The sequence below is a fragment of the Planococcus sp. ISL-110 genome (assembly GCF_018613575.1).
In the GTDB taxonomy this organism is placed as follows: domain Bacteria; phylum Bacillota; class Bacilli; order Bacillales_A; family Planococcaceae; genus Planococcus.
This window is the reverse complement of record NZ_JAGGPX010000008.1, coordinates 92,144-113,617: the sequence shown is the minus strand read 5'-3', so window position 1 is coordinate 113,617 and position 21,474 is coordinate 92,144. Positions and strand designations below refer to the sequence as shown.

The 21,474-nt window shown below is 45.1% G+C and carries 26 protein-coding genes, 1 pseudogene and 1 riboswitch; of the genes and pseudogenes, 4 read left to right on the top strand and 23 right to left on the bottom strand.

The annotated features are described in order from the left end of the window. Positions 1–17: 17 nt before the first annotated feature. The 7 genes from J7I83_RS05160 to J7I83_RS17765 all read right to left on the bottom strand — a co-directional run bounded on the left by J7I83_RS05160 (position 18) and on the right by J7I83_RS17765 (position 7,289). Complete coding sequence (locus tag J7I83_RS05160; RefSeq protein WP_215099614.1) at positions 18–1,211, bottom strand: S1C family serine protease; 1,194 nt, start codon at positions 1,209–1,211, stop codon at positions 18–20. Positions 1,212–1,225: 14 nt separating this feature from the next. Beyond that, positions 1,226–2,092: a peptidylprolyl isomerase gene (locus tag J7I83_RS05155; RefSeq protein WP_215099613.1), complete on the bottom strand. Its 867-nt coding sequence runs from the start codon at positions 2,090–2,092 to the stop codon at positions 1,226–1,228. Between the two features lie 130 nt (positions 2,093–2,222). Further along, positions 2,223–3,626 (bottom strand): sensor histidine kinase, encoded by a 1,404-nt coding sequence (locus J7I83_RS05150; protein ID WP_251047469.1) that lies wholly within the window; start codon positions 3,624–3,626, stop codon positions 2,223–2,225. Further along, positions 3,607–4,287, bottom strand: coding sequence for a response regulator transcription factor (locus J7I83_RS05145; RefSeq protein ID WP_215099612.1), 681 nt, complete (start codon positions 4,285–4,287; stop codon positions 3,607–3,609). Before J7I83_RS05145 ends, J7I83_RS05150 begins: the two co-directional genes overlap by 20 nt. Positions 4,288–4,391: 104 nt before the next feature. Then, complete coding sequence (locus J7I83_RS05140) at positions 4,392–5,405, bottom strand: YcjF family protein (protein ID WP_215099611.1); 1,014 nt, start codon at positions 5,403–5,405, stop codon at positions 4,392–4,394. A gap of 64 nt (positions 5,406–5,469) precedes the next feature. Then, positions 5,470–6,873: an LTA synthase family protein gene (locus J7I83_RS05135; RefSeq protein WP_251047468.1), complete on the bottom strand. Its 1,404-nt coding sequence runs from the start codon at positions 6,871–6,873 to the stop codon at positions 5,470–5,472. A 44-nt stretch (positions 6,874–6,917) separates the two neighbouring features. Then, complete coding sequence (locus J7I83_RS17765; RefSeq protein WP_251047467.1) at positions 6,918–7,289, bottom strand: hypothetical protein; 372 nt, start codon at positions 7,287–7,289, stop codon at positions 6,918–6,920. A gap of 143 nt (positions 7,290–7,432) precedes the next feature. Here J7I83_RS17765 and J7I83_RS05130 point away from each other — a divergent pair, with 143 nt between their 5' ends. Further along, on the top strand, positions 7,433–8,056 hold the full coding sequence (locus tag J7I83_RS05130) for a flavodoxin family protein (protein WP_215099610.1): 624 nt from the start codon (positions 7,433–7,435) through the stop codon (positions 8,054–8,056). Between the two features lie 54 nt (positions 8,057–8,110). On the opposite strand, the gene J7I83_RS05125 is transcribed toward J7I83_RS05130, so the two are convergent. From J7I83_RS05125 to J7I83_RS05105, 5 genes and pseudogenes are all read right to left on the bottom strand, one after another. After that, positions 8,111–8,641, bottom strand: coding sequence for a histidine phosphatase family protein (locus tag J7I83_RS05125; protein ID WP_215099609.1), 531 nt, complete (start codon positions 8,639–8,641; stop codon positions 8,111–8,113). Positions 8,642–8,939: 298 nt separating this feature from the next. Continuing rightward, on the bottom strand, positions 8,940–9,404 hold the full coding sequence (ribH, locus tag J7I83_RS05120; RefSeq protein WP_215099608.1) for a 6,7-dimethyl-8-ribityllumazine synthase: 465 nt from the start codon (positions 9,402–9,404) through the stop codon (positions 8,940–8,942). A 41-nt stretch (positions 9,405–9,445) separates the two neighbouring features. Further along, positions 9,446–10,048, bottom strand: a pseudogene (gene ribB / locus J7I83_RS05115) (3,4-dihydroxy-2-butanone-4-phosphate synthase); the annotation flags it as partial. A 17-nt stretch (positions 10,049–10,065) separates the two neighbouring features. Further along, the gene (gene ribE / locus J7I83_RS05110) at positions 10,066–10,695 is read right to left on the bottom strand and encodes a riboflavin synthase (RefSeq protein WP_215099607.1); all 630 of its coding nucleotides are present in this window, start codon (positions 10,693–10,695) and stop codon (positions 10,066–10,068) included. Next, positions 10,680–10,970, bottom strand: a complete 291-nt coding sequence (locus J7I83_RS05105; RefSeq protein WP_215099606.1) for a hypothetical protein — start codon at positions 10,968–10,970, stop codon at positions 10,680–10,682. Before J7I83_RS05105 ends, ribE begins: the two co-directional genes overlap by 16 nt. A gap of 62 nt (positions 10,971–11,032) precedes the next feature. Then, a riboswitch (FMN riboswitch) is annotated at positions 11,033–11,203 on the bottom strand. Positions 11,204–11,367: 164 nt separating this feature from the next. On the opposite strand from J7I83_RS05105, the gene J7I83_RS05100 reads away from it, so the two are divergent. Then, positions 11,368–11,691, top strand: coding sequence for a CHY zinc finger protein (locus tag J7I83_RS05100; RefSeq protein ID WP_215099605.1), 324 nt, complete (start codon positions 11,368–11,370; stop codon positions 11,689–11,691). 33 nt (positions 11,692–11,724) lie between these two features. Here J7I83_RS05100 and J7I83_RS05095 read toward each other — a convergent pair whose 3' ends face one another. From J7I83_RS05095 to msrA, 8 genes are all read right to left on the bottom strand, one after another. Further along, the gene (locus tag J7I83_RS05095) at positions 11,725–12,213 is read right to left on the bottom strand and encodes a GNAT family N-acetyltransferase (RefSeq protein ID WP_215099604.1); all 489 of its coding nucleotides are present in this window, start codon (positions 12,211–12,213) and stop codon (positions 11,725–11,727) included. A 111-nt stretch (positions 12,214–12,324) separates the two neighbouring features. Further along, positions 12,325–13,149, bottom strand: coding sequence for a metallophosphoesterase (locus J7I83_RS05090; protein WP_215099603.1), 825 nt, complete (start codon positions 13,147–13,149; stop codon positions 12,325–12,327). 111 nt (positions 13,150–13,260) lie between these two features. Beyond that, positions 13,261–13,455 (bottom strand): VOC family protein, encoded by a 195-nt coding sequence (locus tag J7I83_RS17760; protein ID WP_251047466.1) that lies wholly within the window; start codon positions 13,453–13,455, stop codon positions 13,261–13,263. A gap of 209 nt (positions 13,456–13,664) precedes the next feature. Then, positions 13,665–14,450, bottom strand: coding sequence for an ABC transporter permease (locus J7I83_RS05080; protein WP_215099602.1), 786 nt, complete (start codon positions 14,448–14,450; stop codon positions 13,665–13,667). Further along, positions 14,447–15,328, bottom strand: coding sequence for an ABC transporter ATP-binding protein (locus J7I83_RS05075; protein ID WP_215099601.1), 882 nt, complete (start codon positions 15,326–15,328; stop codon positions 14,447–14,449). The genes J7I83_RS05080 and J7I83_RS05075 overlap by 4 nt, the downstream gene beginning before the upstream one ends. Beyond that, positions 15,325–15,519 (bottom strand): PLD nuclease N-terminal domain-containing protein, encoded by a 195-nt coding sequence (locus tag J7I83_RS05070; RefSeq protein WP_215099600.1) that lies wholly within the window; start codon positions 15,517–15,519, stop codon positions 15,325–15,327. The genes J7I83_RS05075 and J7I83_RS05070 overlap by 4 nt, the downstream gene beginning before the upstream one ends. Before the next feature lie 131 nt (positions 15,520–15,650). After that, complete coding sequence (locus tag J7I83_RS05065) at positions 15,651–16,346, bottom strand: MgtC/SapB family protein (protein WP_215099599.1); 696 nt, start codon at positions 16,344–16,346, stop codon at positions 15,651–15,653. 52 nt (positions 16,347–16,398) lie between these two features. Next, positions 16,399–17,085: a peptide-methionine (S)-S-oxide reductase MsrA gene (msrA, locus tag J7I83_RS05060; protein ID WP_215099598.1), complete on the bottom strand. Its 687-nt coding sequence runs from the start codon at positions 17,083–17,085 to the stop codon at positions 16,399–16,401. Between the two features lie 149 nt (positions 17,086–17,234). Between msrA and J7I83_RS05055 the strand changes: the two genes are divergently transcribed. Further along, complete coding sequence (locus J7I83_RS05055; RefSeq protein ID WP_215099597.1) at positions 17,235–17,819, top strand: protein-L-isoaspartate(D-aspartate) O-methyltransferase; 585 nt, start codon at positions 17,235–17,237, stop codon at positions 17,817–17,819. A 73-nt stretch (positions 17,820–17,892) separates the two neighbouring features. Here the strand turns inward: J7I83_RS05055 and J7I83_RS05050 are convergent, their stop codons facing one another. Then, complete coding sequence (locus J7I83_RS05050; protein ID WP_215099596.1) at positions 17,893–18,399, bottom strand: DUF2243 domain-containing protein; 507 nt, start codon at positions 18,397–18,399, stop codon at positions 17,893–17,895. Positions 18,400–18,798: 399 nt separating this feature from the next. Here J7I83_RS05050 and J7I83_RS05045 point away from each other — a divergent pair, with 399 nt between their 5' ends. Next, complete coding sequence (locus J7I83_RS05045) at positions 18,799–19,494, top strand: Na-translocating system protein MpsC family protein (protein WP_215099595.1); 696 nt, start codon at positions 18,799–18,801, stop codon at positions 19,492–19,494. A gap of 129 nt (positions 19,495–19,623) precedes the next feature. On the opposite strand, the gene J7I83_RS05040 is transcribed toward J7I83_RS05045, so the two are convergent. Both J7I83_RS05040 and J7I83_RS05035 read right to left on the bottom strand, forming a co-directional pair. Continuing rightward, on the bottom strand, positions 19,624–19,815 hold the full coding sequence (locus tag J7I83_RS05040; RefSeq protein WP_215099594.1) for a hypothetical protein: 192 nt from the start codon (positions 19,813–19,815) through the stop codon (positions 19,624–19,626). A gap of 275 nt (positions 19,816–20,090) precedes the next feature. Next, on the bottom strand, positions 20,091–21,314 hold the full coding sequence (locus J7I83_RS05035; RefSeq protein WP_215099593.1) for a MalY/PatB family protein: 1,224 nt from the start codon (positions 21,312–21,314) through the stop codon (positions 20,091–20,093). Between the last annotated feature and the right edge of the window lie 160 nt (positions 21,315–21,474).

Genomic DNA, 21,474 nt, shown 5'->3' with positions numbered 1-21,474 from the left:
GCTTCCGCTTTTCTTAATTAAATGCTTTCGGTTAATTTCAGTTCAAAGCTTTGAAGTTCTCCATTTTTGTAAGCTTTTACTTTCAGCGTGTCGCCGACTCTAGTTTCATTGTAGAGGTATTGGCGAAGTTCGAGTACGGAATTTACTGCCTTTCCATCCATTTCAACGATGACGTCGTAGGCTTCCATCCCTGCAACTGCTGCTCCAGAACCTTCAACCACCGATTCAACGACAATCCCGCCTTCGACTTCTGCCGGCAAGTTTAATTGGCTGCTGCGGTATTGTGCTGGAACTTCAGCCAAATCCAAAATGGCGACGCCCATTGACGGACGCTCTACAGATCCTTCTGTTTCCAGGTCTGAAATGATCGGTATAGCCGTGTTTACAGGTATTGCCAGCCCGATGCCTTCTACAGCATCCTGAGCGATTTTCATGGAATTGATGCCGATGACTTGCCCCTGGGCATTAATCAGCGCACCACCGCTGTTACCCGGACTGATGGCAGCGTCAGTTTGAAGAACCTCTGACTGCCAGTCTTCTGTGCCGTCCTGGTTTACATCAATCGGCACTAAGCGCTCCGTTCCTGAAATAACACCTGTGGTCACCGAACCGGAAAACTGAAGACCTAATGGATTACCGATAGCAATAACCGGTTCCCCTGCTTGCAATACTGAAGAATCTCCGAATTCAGCTACTGTTGTAATGCTGTCAGCCGAAACTTTCAGGACAGCCAAGTCGGTCCAGATATCGGTTCCCAGTACTTCTGCGTCCAGTTCTGTTCCATCCGATAAAGTGACCATTACTTCTTCTGCACCTTCCACTACATGGTTATTGGTGACAATATATGCTGTGTCCCCATCTTTTTTGTAAATGACCCCCGACCCTACACCAGCTTCCTGCGATTCCGCATCTTTACTGGTCTGTGAAGCAAATGGGTTTTGCTGTGCTGCCTGTAAGTTGGAAACGCCAACCACTGCATCAGTGGTTTCTTCGACGATTTCCGTCACATCTGAAGTGACAACTGTTGAGTTTGTCTGCAAACCGCTGACTGACTCGGTTGTTGAAGTAGGTTTATCGCTTCCGAGCTCTGCATCTGTCGCACCTGGAAGAATTACCCCTACTAATAACGCTCCTGCAATCATCCCCGTAAAACTGGAAGCAAAATAGCCTTTTTTGTTCTTTTTCGGTTCTGCTGAATTATAATATCCCATCTATATTCTCTCCTTTATTCTGTCAATGTGTTGACGATATCGTATGATTCGGTTTTTTCTGCCAGCCATTCGGCATATTTCGTACTCAGCGCCTCATCAAATAAAGTTTCCTTAATCTGTTCCTTGTTGTCTTCCAGATTTGCTTCTGTGGCATCGGTTTTTCCGGTTACCTGTATGATATGGAATCCGTAATCCGTTTCGACAGGGTCGCTGATTTCGTCAATCTTCATACTGAAAGCAGCCTCTTCAAATTCTGCTGCCATTTCACCTGCACCAAATGCTCCGAGTGCACCGCCGCTCTCGGCATTCGCCGCATCTGTAGAATATTCAGCAGCCAGTTCGGCAAAGTCGCCACCGTCATCCAGCTTGTCCTTTACTTTATCTGCCTCTTCCTGAGTCGCTACCAGTATATGGTTCGCTTCCACCTGCGAAGGTTGATCGAACGAAGCTTTGTTTTCATCGAAATATGCACTGATCTGTTCGTCAGTTATCTCAATATCTGGCCCGATGATCTTTTCAATCTTCAGGTAGATCCCCATTTCCTCTTCCAGATCCGCTATCGACATTCCACTTGCTGCAAGTGCTTCTTCGAGCGCTTCCGCACCGCCGTAGCTTTCTTCGTAGACTGCCATTTCTGCATCAAGCTCTTCCTGCGTTACCTTGACGTTTGCATTATCTGCCTCCTGATTGACAACCTCATTGGAAATCAGGGTATCTAATGTTGCTGCTCCAGCAGAAGCCACCATTTTGTCGTATAACGCATCTTTCGTTATTTCCGTCTCCCCTACCGAAGCTACTGTTTCATCCCCAGCAAATGCAACCATCATAAAAATAGCTGTTGCCGCTAGTACGCCGATCGCAATGTATAAAAGTTTTTTCATTTTTTATTCCTCTTTTCCTAAGTCGCTATACACAGCTTATCAAGCAATTATGAATAAACTATGACCAGAGTTTTAACAAAAGTAGAAAGTTTTGTGCATAAAAAAATGACTCAGGATTGTCTCTCCCAAGTCATTTTTTATGCGGCAGGCGGATTATGAATTTCGTACCTTGACCTTTTTCGCTTTCTACACCGACTTCTCCATCGTGCAGCGTCACGAGTTGCTTAACGATCGATAAGCCCAATCCGAATTGGCCGCTTCCGCGCGACAAATCGGCTTTGTAGAATCGACGCCAGACCATATCGATTTCCTCCACGTCAATCCCTGCCCCGTTGTCTTCCACTGTAATCACCATATGATCCATTTCAGAATGGGTCGTCAAGGAAATGGTGCCATTCTCCGTAAACTGAATTGCATTTTTGACGATATTCATGAGAATTTGGATCAACCGGTCCATATCTCCATAGATGAGATCGCCCGGACTGGTGTTGATGACGATCGTATCGCCTTTCTCTTTCGCCTGCAGGTAAAGCTGCTCCTGGATGATTTCCAGAAGTTCGTCTGCATCGATTTCCTCTTTTGTCAGCACCACCTGATTGGACCTGATTTTCTCATAGTCCAGGTTTTCATTGACCAAGCGCATCAGCCGCTTTGTTTCCTCACTCGCCAGACGGATGCCTTTTTCCTGTTGGCTTTCTTCGATCATATTGTTCCGCAACCCTTCAATGATGCCGGCAATCGTCGTCAAAGGCGTACGCATCTCATGCGAGACATCCGCCATAAATTGGCGGCGGCGGTTTTCAAGCCGGTCGATTTCTTCGTTTGACTGCTGCAGTTTGGCGGCCATCTTGTTGAAGTCATGCGCCAAGTCGCCGAATTCATCGAAATTCGATTCCGGCAGATTGACATCATAATGCCCTTCACTGATCATGGAAGTCGCTTTTCGCATCCGCTGGATCCGGCTGACATGCATTTTCGACAGCCACAGGCTGAACAGCAGCGCAATCGCCAACGCAATTAAGATCGTGGTGATCAAGGTTTTATTCAATTCGGCGATCATTTCACTGATGCCGCTCACAGGCGAAGCAAGCAGGACGCCGCCTGCCAGTTGGTTATTTTCGAAATACGGCATGGCTACAAACGTCACCGTGAACTCGAATCGTTCGACGTCACGGTTGACGACAAGCGTCTCCCCCTGTTCAATGACGTTCCATTCTTCCTGCGTCAGTTCCACGGGAGGAAATGAACCAGCCACCGGATACAAAATACGGCTTTGCTGATCAAAAACAATAAAACTGATATTCTGGGCTGCGAGGATCGAGACATAGGCCTGCAGATTGGTGCCTGGACGCGCCTGTTCGAGCTCGGCAATAATCTGTTCGCCGTAGTTCTCCAGCTCTTCCGCTTTTTCATTATAGGCAAAATCATCCACGTAGCGGACGAATAAAATACTTAAAATCAAAAAAGCGATCAGCAAAATGCTCATATGGCTGGCAATCAGCTGATAGAAATACTTAATTCGTGTGTTCTTCAAATTTATAGCCAACTCCCCATACCGTATGGAACAGCTTGTCCCCGCCATTGATTTTCTTGCGGAGGCGCTTGATGTGGACGTCTACTGTCCGTTCATCGCCATAGAACTGGTAGCCCCATACTTGTTCCAATAACTGTTCCCGGCTGAACACCTGCTTTGGATGCTGCAGAAAAAACACCAGCAGATCGAATTCCTTGGGCGTCAGGTTGTCGACTTCCTGTCCGTCTTTCAAAATATCCCGCGTTTCCTTGTTGACGGTAAAATGGACGGTTTGGATTAGATCTGATACAGGTTCCGCCTTCTGCGTGCGCCGCGTAACCGCTTTGATGCGCGCCATTAAAGTCAATGGGCTGAATGGTTTTGTCACATAATCATCTGCGCCCATTTCAAAGCCGATGACCTGGTCTGACTCGCTGTCTTTTGCCGTCAGCATGATGATCGGGACCGCGTTTCCTTCTTCACGGATTTTTCGGCATAGCGCGATGCCATCCATCCCTGGAAGCATCCAGTCCAATATCAGTAGATCGTATAGACCGTCTTTGTATTTCCGGTAACCTTCCAGCCCATCAGCTGCAAAATCACCTTGGATGCCTTCTTTCGAGAAGAACAGCTCGAGCATGGAACTGACACTCGGGTTATCTTCCACAACCAATATCTTCATCCCGCACCTCCGTCTATCTTTCTCCTAAAGGTAAATGACAAATCCGAAAGACGCAAGCAAATTGAAAACCGCCCTTCCGCATGGGAAGGGCGGTTTGACAATCATCAGGCTTTTTTCTCGCGTTTTTTCAGCTTTTCAAACAAGTCACCGATCATATCGTAGTCAATAGCGATATTGTTTTCGTATGCATACTTCACGCCGTAGCCAAGTGCCAATGTCATGGACGAAGCCACAGTTCCACCGATGATAGATCCTGCTCCAGGAATAAACTTAAGCGCCTGGCGATAAATGGTGTGGCCGATTGTTTGCGTCGCAGTGATAACAATCATGTCTTTCGCCGCTTTTTTGGTTAACGGTTTGTCGTAAAGGTTAGACAATTTAATGATCAATGCTACTTGCAGCGTGGTCAACGGCAGCACATCCGAACCCGGGATGGGCGATGCACCGATGACGCCGGCCGAAACGCCGGCACCGATAATCCAGCGTGTAGCGGCAGAAGATTTCTCTTTCATGCTTTTGGCGAAGAGCAGGTCCTTACCCTTCTTTTCGAGCAAAAAAAGAATTTCCTTCTTTAGGGTTTCCAGATTCTCTTCTGTTTTTGAAGAAATCGGAATGACTTTGTATTTATGTCCCGTGTGCTCTTGAACAAATTGGACGATGGACGGAATATTTTCCGCAGCATCGATTTTATTCAAGACAATCAGGATATCTTTATTGTGTTTTTCGATTTCGTTGAACTTCTCTTTTTCACTTTCCGAGAACACCGTGCCTGCTGCATTCAGGAAAAACAGCACAACATCGGATTTCTGTACAAACTCCAAGGTTTTTTTAGGATTTTCATCGTTCGGATCATTTAATCCCGGCGTATCCATAAATTTGATGTTTTCAAGGCCACGGATATTATAAGGATCTACACTGACCGTTTCCCCTGGCATCGGATTGGTGCTGGCAATATCTTCTCCAATAATTTTATTGACGGTGGAAGATTTTCCGGCGTTGACTTCGCCAATTAAGGAAATCAAAAGCTCTTGATCCAGTGCATCGTTGACTTTTTTCATTTCGTTTTCAAACATTTTGTCCATCGCTTGCATAACTTCTTTTTCAAATTCTTTTACCACAGACCATCTTCCCCCTTTCTCTTACTTACTGTCTATTATAGTGGTTTCTCTTTGCCTGAGGAAATTATTCCTCCATATAGTCTTTTAATAAAAAATCTGCATAGTTCATCAAGGTTTGAGTATCATCAATATGCTTTTTGGCTTCGCTGTTTTTACTGCGTTCTTCCATGCTCTTCAAATCGTACAGTACTCCAGGCAATTTTGCTCCGGGTGCTTTATACAATTGTTCCGACTGAATATAGGATCCCCCGGGCAAATAATAACGCATGCCCAATAAATTCTTTTTGTACTGGAACAGATTATGGCCCATCATCGGCTCGTCATGTTCGGCTCCGAGCAAGGCCAGCAGCGTTGGCATGATGTCCGTCTGCCCACCAAGACGCGTCATTTTACTTTGTTCGAAAAGATTTCCGCCTGTAAAAATCAGCGGGATGGTGTATTGTTCTTTCAAGGAATAGTCGTGGCCTAAAAAGCCACTCAACAACTGCTGATTTTCCTCTGTCACCAGCGTGCCGTGCATACCGGAATGGTCTCCGAAAATCGCAATTAGGGATTCGTCATAAATCCCCTGATCTTTCAATTCCTGAATAAACTTACCGATTTGTTCATCTGCATAGCGGATGGATTGCAGGTAATTTCCGATATACATGCCTTCGTATTCTGCAGGCAGATCTAAATACTGCATGGATTCCGGCATTTCAAATGGGGTATGGCTGGTGACCGTCACAATATTGGCGTAGATGCGTTCATAGGTTTCGAGCTGCCGCGGCAGTTCATTTGCTGCAAAATTGAACAAGACTTCATCAGCAGGACCAAAACCGACTTTTTTGATGTCTGGCAGGTCATCAATCGAAAAAATCTCTTCATAGCCAAGAACCGGATAAAGAACGTCGCGGTTCCAAAACGTTACATCATCTGCATGATAAGTCGCAGAGCCATAGCCTTTTTCCTTTAATGTACGCGCCAAAGATGGCGCCTCTTTTCCCGAAAGGCTGTTTGCTGTAGGAATCATCCCTTGCGGATACAACCCTGTATTGGTCATCCATTCGGCATCAGAAGTTGTTCCCGCTCCCACCTGCTGGAAGACATTTGAAAAATAAGCACTTTCGCTCAGTAATTGATTGAGGTTGGGGGTAATTTCCTGGCCATTTAAAGTTCGGTCAATCACAAAATTCTGCAACGACTCTACTTGAATGACGAACAGATTGCGGCCTTCCGCAATTCCAAAGCTTTCCTGCTCGTTGACCTCTATATAATTATTGCCTTTCAGCTCTTCCAGTTCTTTGGCTGACAGTTTGCTTGACGAGGCATGCGCGGTTTCAGTCGAACGATTATACAATTGAACCACCTGGGACTGTAAAAATCCATTTTCTTTCGCAAAATAAGAAACATCGATAATTGGCTGCTGGAGCGCATAGACAATTGTCACTGTACACAATGCCACCATGCTGACCGCCACATACTTCATGGCTGCTGGTCTCAACGGCTGTTTCCAGCGACGGGCAATGAATATCAGTAGCACAGCGTCAAGGAAAACAGAAAATCCCATGGAGTCGACAGCATGGTGATCGTGCCGCCGACAGAGCTCGACTGCGTCAGCTGCTGTAAATCATAATAAGAAGGAATCGTTGAATAATAGCGAATATAAAGTGTAACTACAAAGAAGATGACGGAAGTAAGCAAGTTGAAAATCCAAACTGTCCACCACAGCTGTTTTTTAGCCAGCAGCAAAATAACCGATAACAGGAAAGCCCACATCGGAAACTCAATCAATACAATATGCAAAATCGATTTTGCATCAAAAATAAGCACACGAAAAACACTCACTTTGATCAATAAGAAGAGAAAGATCAATGCATACGGCAGCACGTCTGTTTTTTTCATTTAAAACACCTCTTTTCTACAGACGAAAGGCCATATCGGATGTTGCATAGATTTATTCCAAACGGGAATAGAGGATTGTATAAGTTGAACTGAAATTCAGTAAATCAACTTATATAGCCTGACCACTCAAAAGGAGCGATACCATGCAGACATTAAAAGCACTTTTCTTGAACACTTCATTAAAAAGTTCAAAAGAACCTTCTCATACGGAAGGCTTCATCCATGATGTTCAATTCCATTTTAATCAGTTGGGGGTTGAATCTGAAGTTATCCGTTTAGCTGATTACGCCATCGCCCATGGTGTTCAAGATGATATGGGGGAAGGGGATGAATGGCCACAGATACTGGAAAAAGTACTGGCTGCTGATATTGTCATTGTTGGTACACCTCTCTGGCTTGGAGAAAAAAGTTCATTAGCCACGCAAGCCATTGAGCGCCTCTATGGCAGCAGCAGTGTTACCAATGATAAAGGACAGGCTATTTTCTATAACAAAGTTGGGGGTGCCGCCATTACCGGCAACGAAGATGGAGCAAAGCATGCTGCCGCTTCCATTCTTTACAGCCTTTCCCATATCGGTTTTGTCATCCCACCGAATGTGGATGCGTATTGGGTAGGCGAAGCAGGACCCGGTAACTCTTATATGGATGCCGGAAGAGACAACGAGTTCACCAAATCAGCCATCCAACGGCTTGCCTACAACACTTATCACTTAGCCGGCATGCTGAAGAATAACCCGATTCCCAATACTGGAAACACACTTGAATAATATGTACCTAACCGGCCGGCAGCAAATTACATGCTGCCGGATTTTTTTGTAGAATCAGCTCCATACGCGCACTGCAGAAAAATTACCACTTCTTATTTTCACTTCATAGACATCTGGATTTGTCAGCTTTCTCCACTCCGAAAAATCATAGCTAGCATCGATTTGCTTGAGCAGCAAGCCAAGTAAATTTCCGTGAGTCACCGCCGCGGTTCTGTCTTCCATTTCGTTTAATACTTCCATTGCACGATCTGTCGCTTCTTTTCCAGATTCGCCTCCAGCGAATTTCAAATCCGCATCATTAAATGATTCCTCAAGCTTTTCCATCCAGTCAGGCAAGTCTTCAGAACTCAATACGCGTTCAGCCAAGCGGTCATCAATTTCGATCGGTAAGTCCAGCCGGTCTGCTGCTGGTTCGATAGATTGGATGGCGCGTGTAAACGGACTGGAAATAAAATGAATCACTTGCCGGCTTTCCAGAAATCCCGCTAACTCCTGTGCCTGCTTTTGTCCCACTTTGGTTAATTCTGCATCCGGATCCTGCCCGGTTGCCTGGCAATGCCTGATTAAATAAATCGTCTTGTCCATAATTCCCCACCCTAATTCAATTTATCGTTCACTTCAAAGCGGCTAAGCAAATTTCCTGGTTCACTGTGCAGCTGCTGCCTTCCAATATATAAGAGTAAATAAATCCAAAGGATGTTGATCGAACTATTTTTTATTTGTTTAATAAGCAAACTCTGCTATCCAAGATAAACTTAATGCAATTTCCGTCTGAAACAGAAAGATGATTCGACAGCCGTAGTGCTGTTATACATCACATTCCCCAAATCGCATGTTTTAACCCCCAAAAAAAGCTCCTGGGCTAAGGCCCAGGAGCCGTGTATTATAATTTTTTCATAAGATTCGCCATTTCAATGGCGCCTGCTGCTGATTCCCAGCCTTTGTTGCCTGCCTTAGTCCCAGCACGCTCGATAGCCTGTTCAATGGAGTCTGTTGTCAGAACACCAAAAATGACTGGAATATTTGCATGATCGCTGGCTCTTGAAACGCCTTTTGCGACCTCGCTGCAGACGTAATCGAAATGAGGCGTAGCGCCTCTGATGACGGTTCCTAACGTGATGACCGCATCATAGTTTCCACTCATTGCCATCTTTTTCGCAACAAGCGGAATCTCAAAAGCTCCCGGTACCCAAGCGATTGAGACATCTTCTTCTCCAACGCCATGGCGCTTTAACGCGTCTTCTGCACCGCCCAGCAATTTGCTTGTGATAAATTCATTGAAACGCCCGACAACTATGCCGATCCGGAGTCCTTCGCCGTTTAAATATCCTTCAAAATGTACAGTCATGCAATTCCATCTCCTCTGGTAGATTAGTAAGCTGTCGTGTTTTGGTTTTTTTGTTGGTATGATACCAAGTCTTTAATGGTTAGAATGCCGAGGCCAAGCCGCTCTGCCACTTTCAGCAAATCGTCCACCCGCGCCATCGTGCCATCGGGATTCATGATCTCACAGATGACACCTGCTGGCGGCGAACCCGCCAGCTTCGCTAAATCGACGGCTGCTTCCGTGTGCCCCGTACGGTCAAGTACACCGCCATCTTTCGCAATCAATGGGAAAATATGGCCTGGACGTTTAAAGTCCGATGCTTTTGCACCTGGCTTCACCAAACTGGTGATGGTGTGGGAACGTTCAAAAGCACTGATTCCCGTAGTTGTATCTTTATGGTCAATACTGATGGTGAAAGCCGTGCCAAACTCATCCGTATTATGATCCGTCATAAGGCCGATCTCTAAATTACGAGCGATTGATTCGGCAATAGGCACACAAATCAAGCCTCTTCCTTCAGTCGCCATCAAGTTGACAATTTCAGGTGAAGCAAACTCAGCCAATGCGATAAAATCGCCTTCATTTTCTCTGTCTTCATCATCGATGACGATAATGGCTTTGCCATTTTTCAAATCTTCGACGGCTTTTTCTACAGTGTAGAACATCTCTACAGCGCCTCCCTTTAAAATCCGTTTTCCGCCAGCCAGCTTTTGCTGATTTTTGGTTCTGCTGTCTGAATACGTTCGGTATACTTCGCCAATAGATCGCATTCAATATTAACCTTTTCACCAATGCCTTTTTCTCCTAACAGCGAATCTTCCTGCGTAGTCGGAATAAGGGAGATGGTCACCGTATTATGGCCAAGCGCAAAAATCGTCAGCGACGTACCGTCGACTGCGATGGAACCTTTCAGCATCATATACTTCATCAGCCGAGGTTCAAGTTCAATTGTTTTGGTCACAGCATTTGCTTCTTTTTTTGTTGAACGAATCATGCCGACGCCATCGATATGTCCACTGACAAAATGGCCGCCGAAACGCCCGTTAGCTGGCATGGCACGTTCTAAATTCACGCGTGCGCCTGCCTTTAATCCGATCATTGTCGAGGACTTGACCGTTTCCGGAATTACATCAACCGTGAACGTATGAGAGCTGAATGTGGAGACTGTCAAACAAACTCCATTAATGGAGATGCTGTCTCCACGCTTGATGTCCTCTAAGATCAGTGCACAGGAAATGGTCAGCTCCATAGCCTGCGGTTTAGCACGGACTGAAGCAACGTGTCCAACTTCTTCGACTATACCTGTAAACATTTTGGCACACTCCTCCGTTCCGGTCGCCAAAGTATATTCAATTGGGGTCGTACGGGTAATTGGGTGCTTTCCACCATGGGGCGTATGGGTGGTGAGGAAAGGAATGTTCTGAAGGTTTTTCTGTGCATGTGCCCTGCTTCTTTATCAAGATGGCCGGTTTCCCGGTTTTTTTTCGTGCCTTGAAAAAGCTCTTTTTCCTTGGAGGAAAGGAGCAGGATTAAAGACGGTAGTCTTGCGATTTCAGAGACTAGTCCCTGATAAAGGTATTTGGTCATACAAATTCCTCCTTTCAATTTCAACTCATTGAAAAGAAGAGGCACATAACGAAGCCGATCTCTGAATTCTTCTCCCATCCAGACTGTAACTGTCGGTCCTGGAATTTCACCAGCTCCACCGTTGAGACGCGCAAAACATAGTGGCCTATGCCCGCATTCGTCCCACCGGGTCACGGACTTGCAGTTTCCCGCTCACCGCCGGTAAGGAATTTCACCTTGCCCCGAAGAATTAGATTCGTAGTTTCGTCCTTTCCATAGTAGCATAGAAAGAAAATAAACCATATAAGTTGAACCATATAAGTTGAACTTAAAAACGCAGCTTTCCCCGCCGCACCGGTACGGAGAAAGTCAGTTCAGCTTTTACTATCCAGTTCCGTTTCAGAAAGGAAGGTTTGATATGCCCCATCATCATGCCGTAAAAGGCATTGGAGTGGATGCTGAAACACGTTGTGCCCATTACCATTCACCCATCGACCGGATTGCCATCAAGTTTTTTTGCTGCCAGCAATACTATCCGTGTTTCGAATGCCATGAAGCCGTCGGTTGCGGCAAGCACCAGGTTTGGCCAAAGGACCGGTTCCATGAAAAGGCAGTTTTATGTGGAGCTTGCGGCCATGAATTGTCAATCCATGAATATTTAGCCTGTGCGTCAACCTGCCCAGCCTGTTTTTCGCCTTTCAATCCCGGATGCGATTTTCACAAGCATCTTTATTTCGAATAACTGCAAGAAAGCCAAGCGGGAGCATTGCAGCTCCTACTTGGCTTTCTTGATATACAGGGACATCACGTATTGCTCACCTTTGGACCGCATAATCCGTCGGCCGGTATCTTTAAACCCTGCTTTTTGATACAGCCGCTGCGCCGGGACGTTACGGGCATTGACGCCGAGTACCACCTCGTCAAAGTTAGGGAATTCCGCTTCCATAAATTCCGGCAGCGCATAGATGGAACCAGTTGCGATTCCTCTGCCTTGGAATTTCGGATTTACAGAAAATCCTCTCAGCAGCAAAGCATTCGGGTTATCTGAATACTTCTTCCGGTCTGCCGACTCATCCAATTCAAAAAAACCGGCATCTTCGCCACGTGCTTTGATGATGATAAAATGCTTTAATGGATCTTTGGCGTCTTTTTTAACGATTTCTGTGGGCAACCTGGTAAATTCCAACTGATTTGAAGGCAAATCATAGTCAATTGACACTTTTGAGGAATAACGGTGCAATGTCACTTCCCTTTTCTTAATCATGCTGAGCAGCCTCCTTATTTACAATCAGTGTCCCAATAAAGGATTGGATTCAGACATAGAGAAATCGGCTGAAAAATTGACTGCAGCAGATCACATGGTCGTGCCACAGTCCTATTCTGTTTCCAATGTCACTACAACAATTTCCGGCAAATTGAAAATACGCACAGGAAAAGTACTGTTGCCAAGCCCACGGCTGACAACCATTTTTGATTGATCTATTTCAAATATTCCTTCGGTCACTTTCGGAAACCATCCTTGTCCCGGCGCAATCAAACCACCAATTCCCGGAATACGGATTTGGCCTCCGTGAGCATGTCCCGAGAAGACAACATCCACTCTGTCTTCAGCATAAATCGGAAAGTGTTCGGGACGATGCGCCAGCAACAGCGTAAAGTCGTCTGTCAGCTGTGCATCATCAAGGCTTTGCCGTGTTGTTTCCTCTTCATGTATATCCGGTTCCATCAACGGGTCATCGATTCCCGCAATTTGGATGGACTCTCCGTCTTTCTCCCATTCAACAGAATCATCTGCCAGAACCGCTACGCCCCGTTGCTGCAAAGCATCTGTAATTTCCTCTACTTGATTGGAAGCCACTTCGTGGTTTCCCGTCACAAAATACACGCTGCTCATCTCGATAAGCGCATCCACCAGTACTAAGCTCGCTTCCAAGTCATAACGGTTGCTGTCAACAAGATCGCCCGTCAAAAAGATGGCATCAGGATCAGCTGCTTCCACTTTTTCAATCAACGACGATTGATTTTTTCCAAAAGTCGCATTATGTAAATCGGATACCTGAACAATTTTCGAACCATTGAAAGCTTCAGGCAGCTCTTCTGATGCCACGGTATATTCAGTGGTTTGCACCCACTTATTACTGATCCAGATTCCGCCCCATATCAATACTATGAGCAGTATAAATACTGCGAGTTTCTTCATGAAAAATTAACCTCTATTCGATTCTTATTAAGTCATGTGGGTTTAGGCTCCCCAACATTTTCCCTAAGCTACCTGACGCACGGCAAGTCAAAAAAGATCCAATTTTCTTGTTCAAACATGGCCAGCCGTTTCATCGGGCGCTGCAATCTCAAACTTTAAGCGATCGGGTCCTTCAAGAAAAACCGCATAGTAATCAGGACCGCCTGCAAAAGGATGAATATCCTCACACAGCACTCGCGCTCCCCATTGTCGCATTTTTTCAGTCATCTCGTCCACTTGTGCGTGTGAATCCGCATGAAACGCCAAATGATTCAGTCCCGTTTTTTTGCGGTGATGCAGGTTCTGAAGAAACTTTTCCTCAGTTTAGGCAAATATGACATAGAGAGGAACTGACTTATAGCTAAAGCCCTGTGCCCATTACTGAAAAAAGGCTTATCCAAGGGATGGCAGAAGCCGTTTAGATTCGACGCGCTGGTGAAGCGGCAGTTTTTTCCGCATGCACAGACATTTCCAGACTAAACTTTAGTTTTCGCTTTGTTTTTCCGGGATGCCCAGCTGCCAAAAACAAACAAAACAAAAATGAGAAGAGCGGCAACTCCGATTGCGCCACCCAGGCTAGCGCTGTCCGGACTTCCACTTAACCAAGCCGCTGCATATTGAGGCAGTTTTACGGGTGAAATGGACCAATTCGTTCCGAATAAACCGTCACCTAATTGAAGAACAAGATAGACAGCAAATGTAACGGCCGCTGCCAATCCTCCGTTCGGCATAGCAGCACTCGCCGCCACGACAATGGAAACGATGAGCAGCACCCAGATGCTATAAGTTCCAACCATTTGCAGAAGCTTGCTCCATTCAACTTTGTCAAAAAATATTAAGGTGTAATAATATCCCCCTAGAAATCCGAACCAAACACTTAACAAAGAAATGGCAGATGCCATCACCCACTTGCTGAGAAAATAGAACGGAAAAGAGAGCGGGCGCACATATAGTAAAGTGGCTGTCCCGCTTTTTCTTTCTCCAGCAACGGTTCCCATATAAGCCAGAATCAGCACGGCCATTCCGATGGTTTGAAATTGTTCCATGACTGCAGTTAAAATCTGTTCGGGTGTTGGCGCCGGCATTTCAAACACTGCCCCTTCCGGCAAACCCCCGGATGCCTCAAGAATTTGCGGCAGGAAGTAATTCACCACAGGCTCAGTGATCCCTAAAAGAATGAAAATGGCAGGTATCCAGTAAATCTTATAATTCCGTGTGTTTTCCCGCCACTCTTTTTGCATGAGAATGTTGAATTGTTTCATTTGGCAGCAACCACCTTCAGAAAAATTTCTTCCAGAGATGCTGTTTGAAAATCGATCCCAAGGATGTCTTGTTTTTCAGAGGCCAGGATTTGAAGAACCTGTTGCATGCTTGGTCCGTTTTTATAAACAGGGAGAAATACTGTATCTCCTTTAATTTTATGCTCCCATGACAGTTTCCCAATAAACTCTGCCGCTTGGTTATGGTCCGGAAACCGTATTCGGATCTGTGGAGCAGCATGCCGATTCTTGACATCATTCAAAGATCCCTGTTCAATCAAACGCCCCTCTTTCATAAATAACAGCTGGTCAGTCATTTCTTCCGCGTCATTTAAAATATGAGTGGAGTATAGGATGGTTGTATCCTGCTGCAGCGTTTTCAGCAAATTCATGATTTCTCTGCGGCCGGTCGGATCCAATGCTGAAATCGGTTCGTCCAGCAACAGAAGTTTTGGCTGATGGACAATTGCCTGTGCAAGGCCTAGACGTTGCTTCATTCCCCCTGAAAAAGCACCGATTTTTTTATTCACAGCAGCCTCAAGTCCCACGAATTCCAAGGTGCGTGTTGACTGCAGCTTCGCTTTTTTAGATTCGATGCCGCTAAGTCTCGCAGCCATCTCCGTAAATTCAAGCGCAGTCAGCCAAGGAAAATATTGCGGATGCTGAGGAAGAAAACCGATGGTCAGCCCTTCAGCCATGGTAATCGTACCGCTCGATGGAGACAATAAATCAGCCAGCATCGACAAGCTTGTCGTTTTTCCCGCTCCATTGGGGCCAATTAAAGCCGTTGCAGTACCTTTTTCCAAGACAAATGAAAGCTCCTCCACGGCATTTTCCTGTCCATAGCGTTTCGTCAGTCTTTCCACTTCGACTATGCTCAATAGTTTCTCCTCCCGATAACGAAGTATAGAATGGGCCCGATGATGTTGACGACGACAATGAGTATGCCCCACATCCATTTGGGACCATTGGGATTGGGGTTTTTTATCAAGTCCACCAAAGCGAAAATCATCAATGCAAGTTGAATGATGAGAATCGGCAGCAAAGCCAAAACCAGCGTTGTTTGATCCATTAGACATCACCTCTTTTTATTTCTCCCGAAAACATCTTACTAGACTATGTTCTATGCATTCACTCCTATTTCCTTTATTGCGAAAGGCAAAAACACCGAATGTGGTGCTCATTCGGTGTTTTGTCCGTTCTTCACATGATGACTTTCGTTCCCCCTTCAATGGACTGCAATTTTTGGGCCACCTTAATTTCATTGTTGATTTCACCCTCACTGACGACAAAATTAAAGGTCGAAAAACTTTTATCGCCATAGGATACAGCATTTTCGATCCCAAATTCATGAATGTTCATTTGGAATTCTTCAAATACAGCAACCAGCTCAGAAAACAGGGTTTCCCGGTCTTCGGCAGTTACAGCCACATTTTTCTGCAGGCGACTTTTGAAAAATTTGTTCTCAATCTCGTACAATCTATAAAGCGTCAATAAAACAATGGCGGTTGTCAAAAACGCAGAAAAATACATCCCGGCCCCAATAGTCAATCCTAAGCCGGCTGCAACCCACACTGAAGCCGCTGTTGTCAGTCCCCTAACAGAGCCGCGTTGGACAATGATTGTCCCCGCGCCTAAAAAACCGATGCCACTGATAACATAAGAAGGAATACGTGCCGGATCGTAGCGGATGGTGCTGTTCTCGCTATTGATAAAGGAATCAAAACCGGTTATCGATAAAATCATCATCAGGCACGACCCTATTCCGACCAGCAAATGCGTTCGAAGGCCTGCCGGCTGGCCTTTCGCTTCTCTTTCAATGCCGATCAGGCCGCTTAAAAAAGCGGCTGCCAGCAGACGGATGACAATCTCCACATGGTCTGTCGGAAGTAAATCCATGATATTCCTCCTGACTCTTTAGGCTTACCTGAAGCAAAGCTTTTCTATGTTTTTACCACTTCATTTTTGAAAAGAGCTTAGTCAAAAAGTCCTTTTCTATTTCTCCTATGCTCCATTGTGCTATTTCTTCCCGCAAACTGTCTTTCGTCCCGTAGCCTTTCACAAATCCGTTTAATCGTGCAGCGAAAGTCGAGCCCACCAGCATTTCTTTTTCCGGATAAAGTCCTGACAACTGCTCCAATGCTTTCGGATATCTTTTCAAATAGTATTTTTGGTGGCGTTCTTCGGCTAGAGTAAACTCGCTGAAGGGCGAAATTTCCGTTTCGATGGCCTCACCCAATTGCGCTTCCATTTCTTTTTGGATGGCCTCAATCGTCTGGCGCTGCTGGTCTGTATGATAATGCAATAAAGAAATATACTGTCTCCCTTTATAATTACCGCGGTTCGGGTAATGATTCTGCCAAAATTCCCGAAGCACATCCGCATAACTGATCACCAATGGATCGAATTGGATTTGGATTGTTTCTGTATGGTCAGCCATCTCCCTGTATGTGGGGGCTGGCTCTTTTCCACCCGCGAAACCGACACAGGTTCTGACTACTCCCGGCATGCCGCCGAAGCGCGCCTCAGGTCCCCAGAAGCACCCCATTCCAAAAGTGGCAAGTTCCAATCGGCCATCATTTTGATGCAGGCCTTCTTCAATTTCATCAATGGCCATCTGCTGAAAATCCACCATCATCACCCTTTCTTCTTTCTCCCTAAATTCCGTAGCAATTACTATACAGTTTGCTGTTATTTCCTTAAAATTAATGTAACAAGACTCCACGGAAAATGCATGGCTCAGTTCTGTCGTTTGGCAAACTACTCTAAAAGAAAGAGGTGTATAAAATGAAGAGCCAAAGAAAAGAAATCATTTCCTACTTTAAACAGATGGACCGCAGATTTTTCATGGACTCCAACAAAGACCTGGCCACATTCGACCAAGCCCTGCCTATTGGATTTGAACAAACCATTTCACAGCCATCTCTGGTTCTCGAAATGACACTGGCACTCGATCTTCAGCCCGGGCAGAAAGTGTTGGAACTCGGGACCGGCTCAGGTTTTCAAACCGCTTTGCTTGCGGCATTTTCTGGGTCTGTCTACACTATCGAGCGGATTGAAGAATTGCAGAAGCGCGCAAAAGAACGGCTGGACCAATTAGAATTCCACAACATCCATTTTAAGTTGGGTGATGGAAGTGAGGGATGGGAAAAGCAAGCTCCCTTTGATCGGATCATGGTCACGGCCGCTGCTTCTGAAGTGCCAAAAGAGTTGCTTGAGCAATTGAATAGAGGCGGAAAGATGGTCATTCCCGTTGGCAGTTCCTTCAGCCAGGAATTACGATTGATTGAAAAAGACGATACGGGCAAGATGCACAGCACCCTATTGAATGAAGTATTGTTTGTGCCATTAAAAGGCAAGTATGAAAAATGAAATATGCATTCCACTCGGCTTTGCCCAGTGTGGAGCGCACCTCCTATTATAGATGATCTGGTGAACTGATGGTTTACTCCCGATGGCCATTGGGCTTTGGTATGTTCGGGGTTTGCCAAAGCAGAATCTGGCCAATCAACAGCAAAATCACTGCTGTTATATTCCAGGTAAGATCGTATGGCAGCAAATCCACTCCGTAACGGATTTGATGAAGCGCCAATAGTTTATGGTAAACGACGCCGTCGTAAAGCTGAAAAGCTCCAGCGCCAAGCAGCACGCCGCCTGACCATCGCTTCGGCCACCAGGCTTTGCGCCGCTGAAGGTCGGCCAAAAGAAACAAAGAAGCTACGGTCGCAAACCAGCTGAAGGCATGAAAAAAACCATCTGAAACCAATCCGGCGTCCGTTGTAGACCTATCATAGAAATGATGCCAATGCAGCAGTTGATGAAATACCGCTTCATCTATGAAAGCCACTAAGCCGATTCCAAATAAGAGTCCTGACCAGACATTCCTTTTGGCATGGACTCTCCGGTTTCTTTCTTTTGTATAGTCAGTAGTTTTGACCGTATGTGAAGGCATGGAATACTCCTCTCGCGTTGGATGGGCTGTTTTAAGACGAATCAAGTCCATTGCAGTTTTTTTCCAAATAATACCCTTATTGTACCGGTACAAAACAAAAAACAGCAGGAAAAACCTGCAGTCTAATTCCATTGGACTACTTCTTTTTACACACATTTCTTATTGTTGCTAAATAAATCAAATATCAAAACCTCAATATCTTTTGTTCATTTCTTTATATAATAGCGAAAACCCCTTATAATTAAGCCCATTAAGCTGGATGTCTTTTACTGAAGCTATTCTCTGGTTGCAGGATTGGGTGATCTTTCTCCACTAAGTAAATGGAGCGCAAAGGGATATGCACCATTGTAAGCTGGCAGTCCAAATTGACCGCAGCTATGACTAAAAGGAGACCTAATCATGTCTAATGAAAAAACAATACACACTAAAGTCGGCAGCTATATTTCCACTTTATTGCGCGACCATTTTGGAAAAGGCCCTACATCGGTATTCGTCACAGTGAAACCGCCTTTTATCTCCATCCATCTTCGCGGATTTTTGGCTCCTACTGAAAAAATCCTGCTGAGACAGCAGGAATACCGAAGAGTTCTGGAGACGCGGGACCTGCTGATGAATCAGTTGGCCTCGGATATCAAATTGGATTTATGGAAAATCGGAAAACTGGAAGTCGAAAATGTCTACGCAGACTGGAACTTAGACGATCAGACAGGCATGATTTTGGCTGTCATGGCTGACAAGTCGCCAGCCGAAGAGTTTGAATGGGACTCGGACATTGAAGTGGAGAGCGTTCGTAATGAAGTGAACGAGGCCAGCCGAAAAGCTCAAAAAACACCCGAATCGACTGAGTTGTACTGGTTAAACAACCGCACACTATTGATCGAACGGTCGGGAATTTTTGTCGAAATCGAAAAAGAGCTGATCCGTGGAGGCTTTATTGAAGAATTGAAATTGGTCAAGCGTCCTTTGGAACGCAGATTATTATTGCAGACACGCATTGAAGCCATTTTGAAGCAGCCAATTATGGAAGTCTTTCTTGACTGGAACTTCATCACGGACAAAGGTTATATTGTCGTGCTGCTGGGAATCGCTAAATAACAAAAAGAAGCCAGCTCTCAGCTGACTTCTCGGACCAGGGACAGACTCAAGTAATTTGAGCTGTCTCTGTTTTTTTGTATAGAGCTTAACCGTTCATTCCTTCGCATTAAATGTTAGGCAAAAGCTTTTCTAGCTAATGATTTGAACCTGTTGGCAATGGGGACAAAATTCATACGAATCCTTTTCCTCCAGCTGTTCGATATAGTCAGCACGATCAGTAAATTCTCTTTTTTCCACAGGCGTTTCTACAAATCCGCACCGGTCTCCTGCAAATTGCCGTTGATGAATCTTCTTTTTCTTGTGATCCACGAAGTAATACATAAAAAATCGCTTCCCTTCTTTTTCAGAAATAGAAAAAGCCGAAAAGAAACGCCTCTGTTCAAGGCATTCTTTTCGGCTTTTATATCAGCTCTATTGTCTGAAATATTTAACCAAGATATAAAATTAAATGTCATATGGACATCGTTCATAATCGATGAATGGAATTTTATACCAAGTCGGAAACGCTACTGTTTTCCAAGTCCTTATATTATACTAAACCTCAAACTGAAGGTAAAGAACTTATAAAAATTAAACTGCGAGCTATTTCAGATAACTTATTGATTGTCCGATTTTTCCACCAACTGCTTTTGGGAGATATCTTCAAATTCAGCAGCTATTCTTTCCATTGCCTCCTGAATGAGCGGACGCGGAGAAGGTGTACAGATCCGTTGGTAGAACTCCCCTTCTTCGCCGAACATACTACCGTCCTCCAGCAAGACATTCGCTTTATTGTATATGCGGTCATGAATATCTTTTGCTGATATCCCGTAGCCACTAAAATCCAGCCACATGATATACGTCCCTTCAGGAATGGATACCTTCACTTCAGGCATATTTTCAGCCAAAAACTCTTTGATGTAAACCATTGTTCCATCAACATAATCGGTCAGCTGTTCCAGCCAGTCTTCGCCTTCGTTATAGACCGCAATCAAAGCCGCAATGGCAAATGGAGATGCTAATTGCATGCCCATTTCTGTGGCGAACTTGGTCCGCAGCTCTTCGTCTGTGATGATGACATTGGTACAATGCAACCCCGCAACATTGAAGGTTTTGTTGATGGCTGTGCAGGTAATGATGTGATCGATCTGATTGGCTGCTTTGGCCATCGGAATAAAATGCTTTCCGCGGCGAAGCAAATCTCCATGAATTTCATCGGCTACAATCAATACATTGTTCTCATGGCAGATAGCAGCCATTTTTTTCAGCTCTTCTTCGTTGAAAACTCTCCCTGTCGGATTATGCGGATTGCACAAGATGAACATTGTCGTATTGTCATCTTTTGCTTTCGCTTCAAAATCCTCGAAATCGATTGAGTAATAGCCAACGTCATCTATTTTCAGCGCGTTATTCACTACTTTCCGGCCATTTCCTTCAATCACTGAAGTGAAAGGAGGATAAACTGGACGTTGGATGATAATGCCTTCTTCCAAATTTGTAAATGCCTTAACAGCAATATTCAATGCATGAACGGTTCCCGGGCTGTAGACAATCTGCTCTTTTTCCACTTTCCAGCCATGCCGTTTTTGCAGCCATGATTGGATAGCATCAAAATACTCATCCGGAAAAACCGAATACCCGTAAATCCGATGGTCCACTGTTTTATGTAAAGCTTCAACTAATGGTTGGGGAACCGGTAAATCCATATCGGCAGTAAATAACGGAATGGTTTCTTCATCGTATCTTTCCGTCAGTCCAAACTGCTTGATCAGTTCTCCTCCATCCCATTTCATGGAGTAAGTGCCTCTTCTGTTGACAATTTCATCAAAATTATATTTCATACGAAACTCCCTTTCGCTTGGATGTTTTGCTTTGCCTTCGGTTTTCATTATTAAAGAAAGGCACGGGTCATTGCAACCAATCAAGCTTCTGAAACTGCAGGTGCTATTTCCTGTGTGCCCGAAAGCGGAGCTGGTTTGCGGAATATCCGCAGCAGAGTAG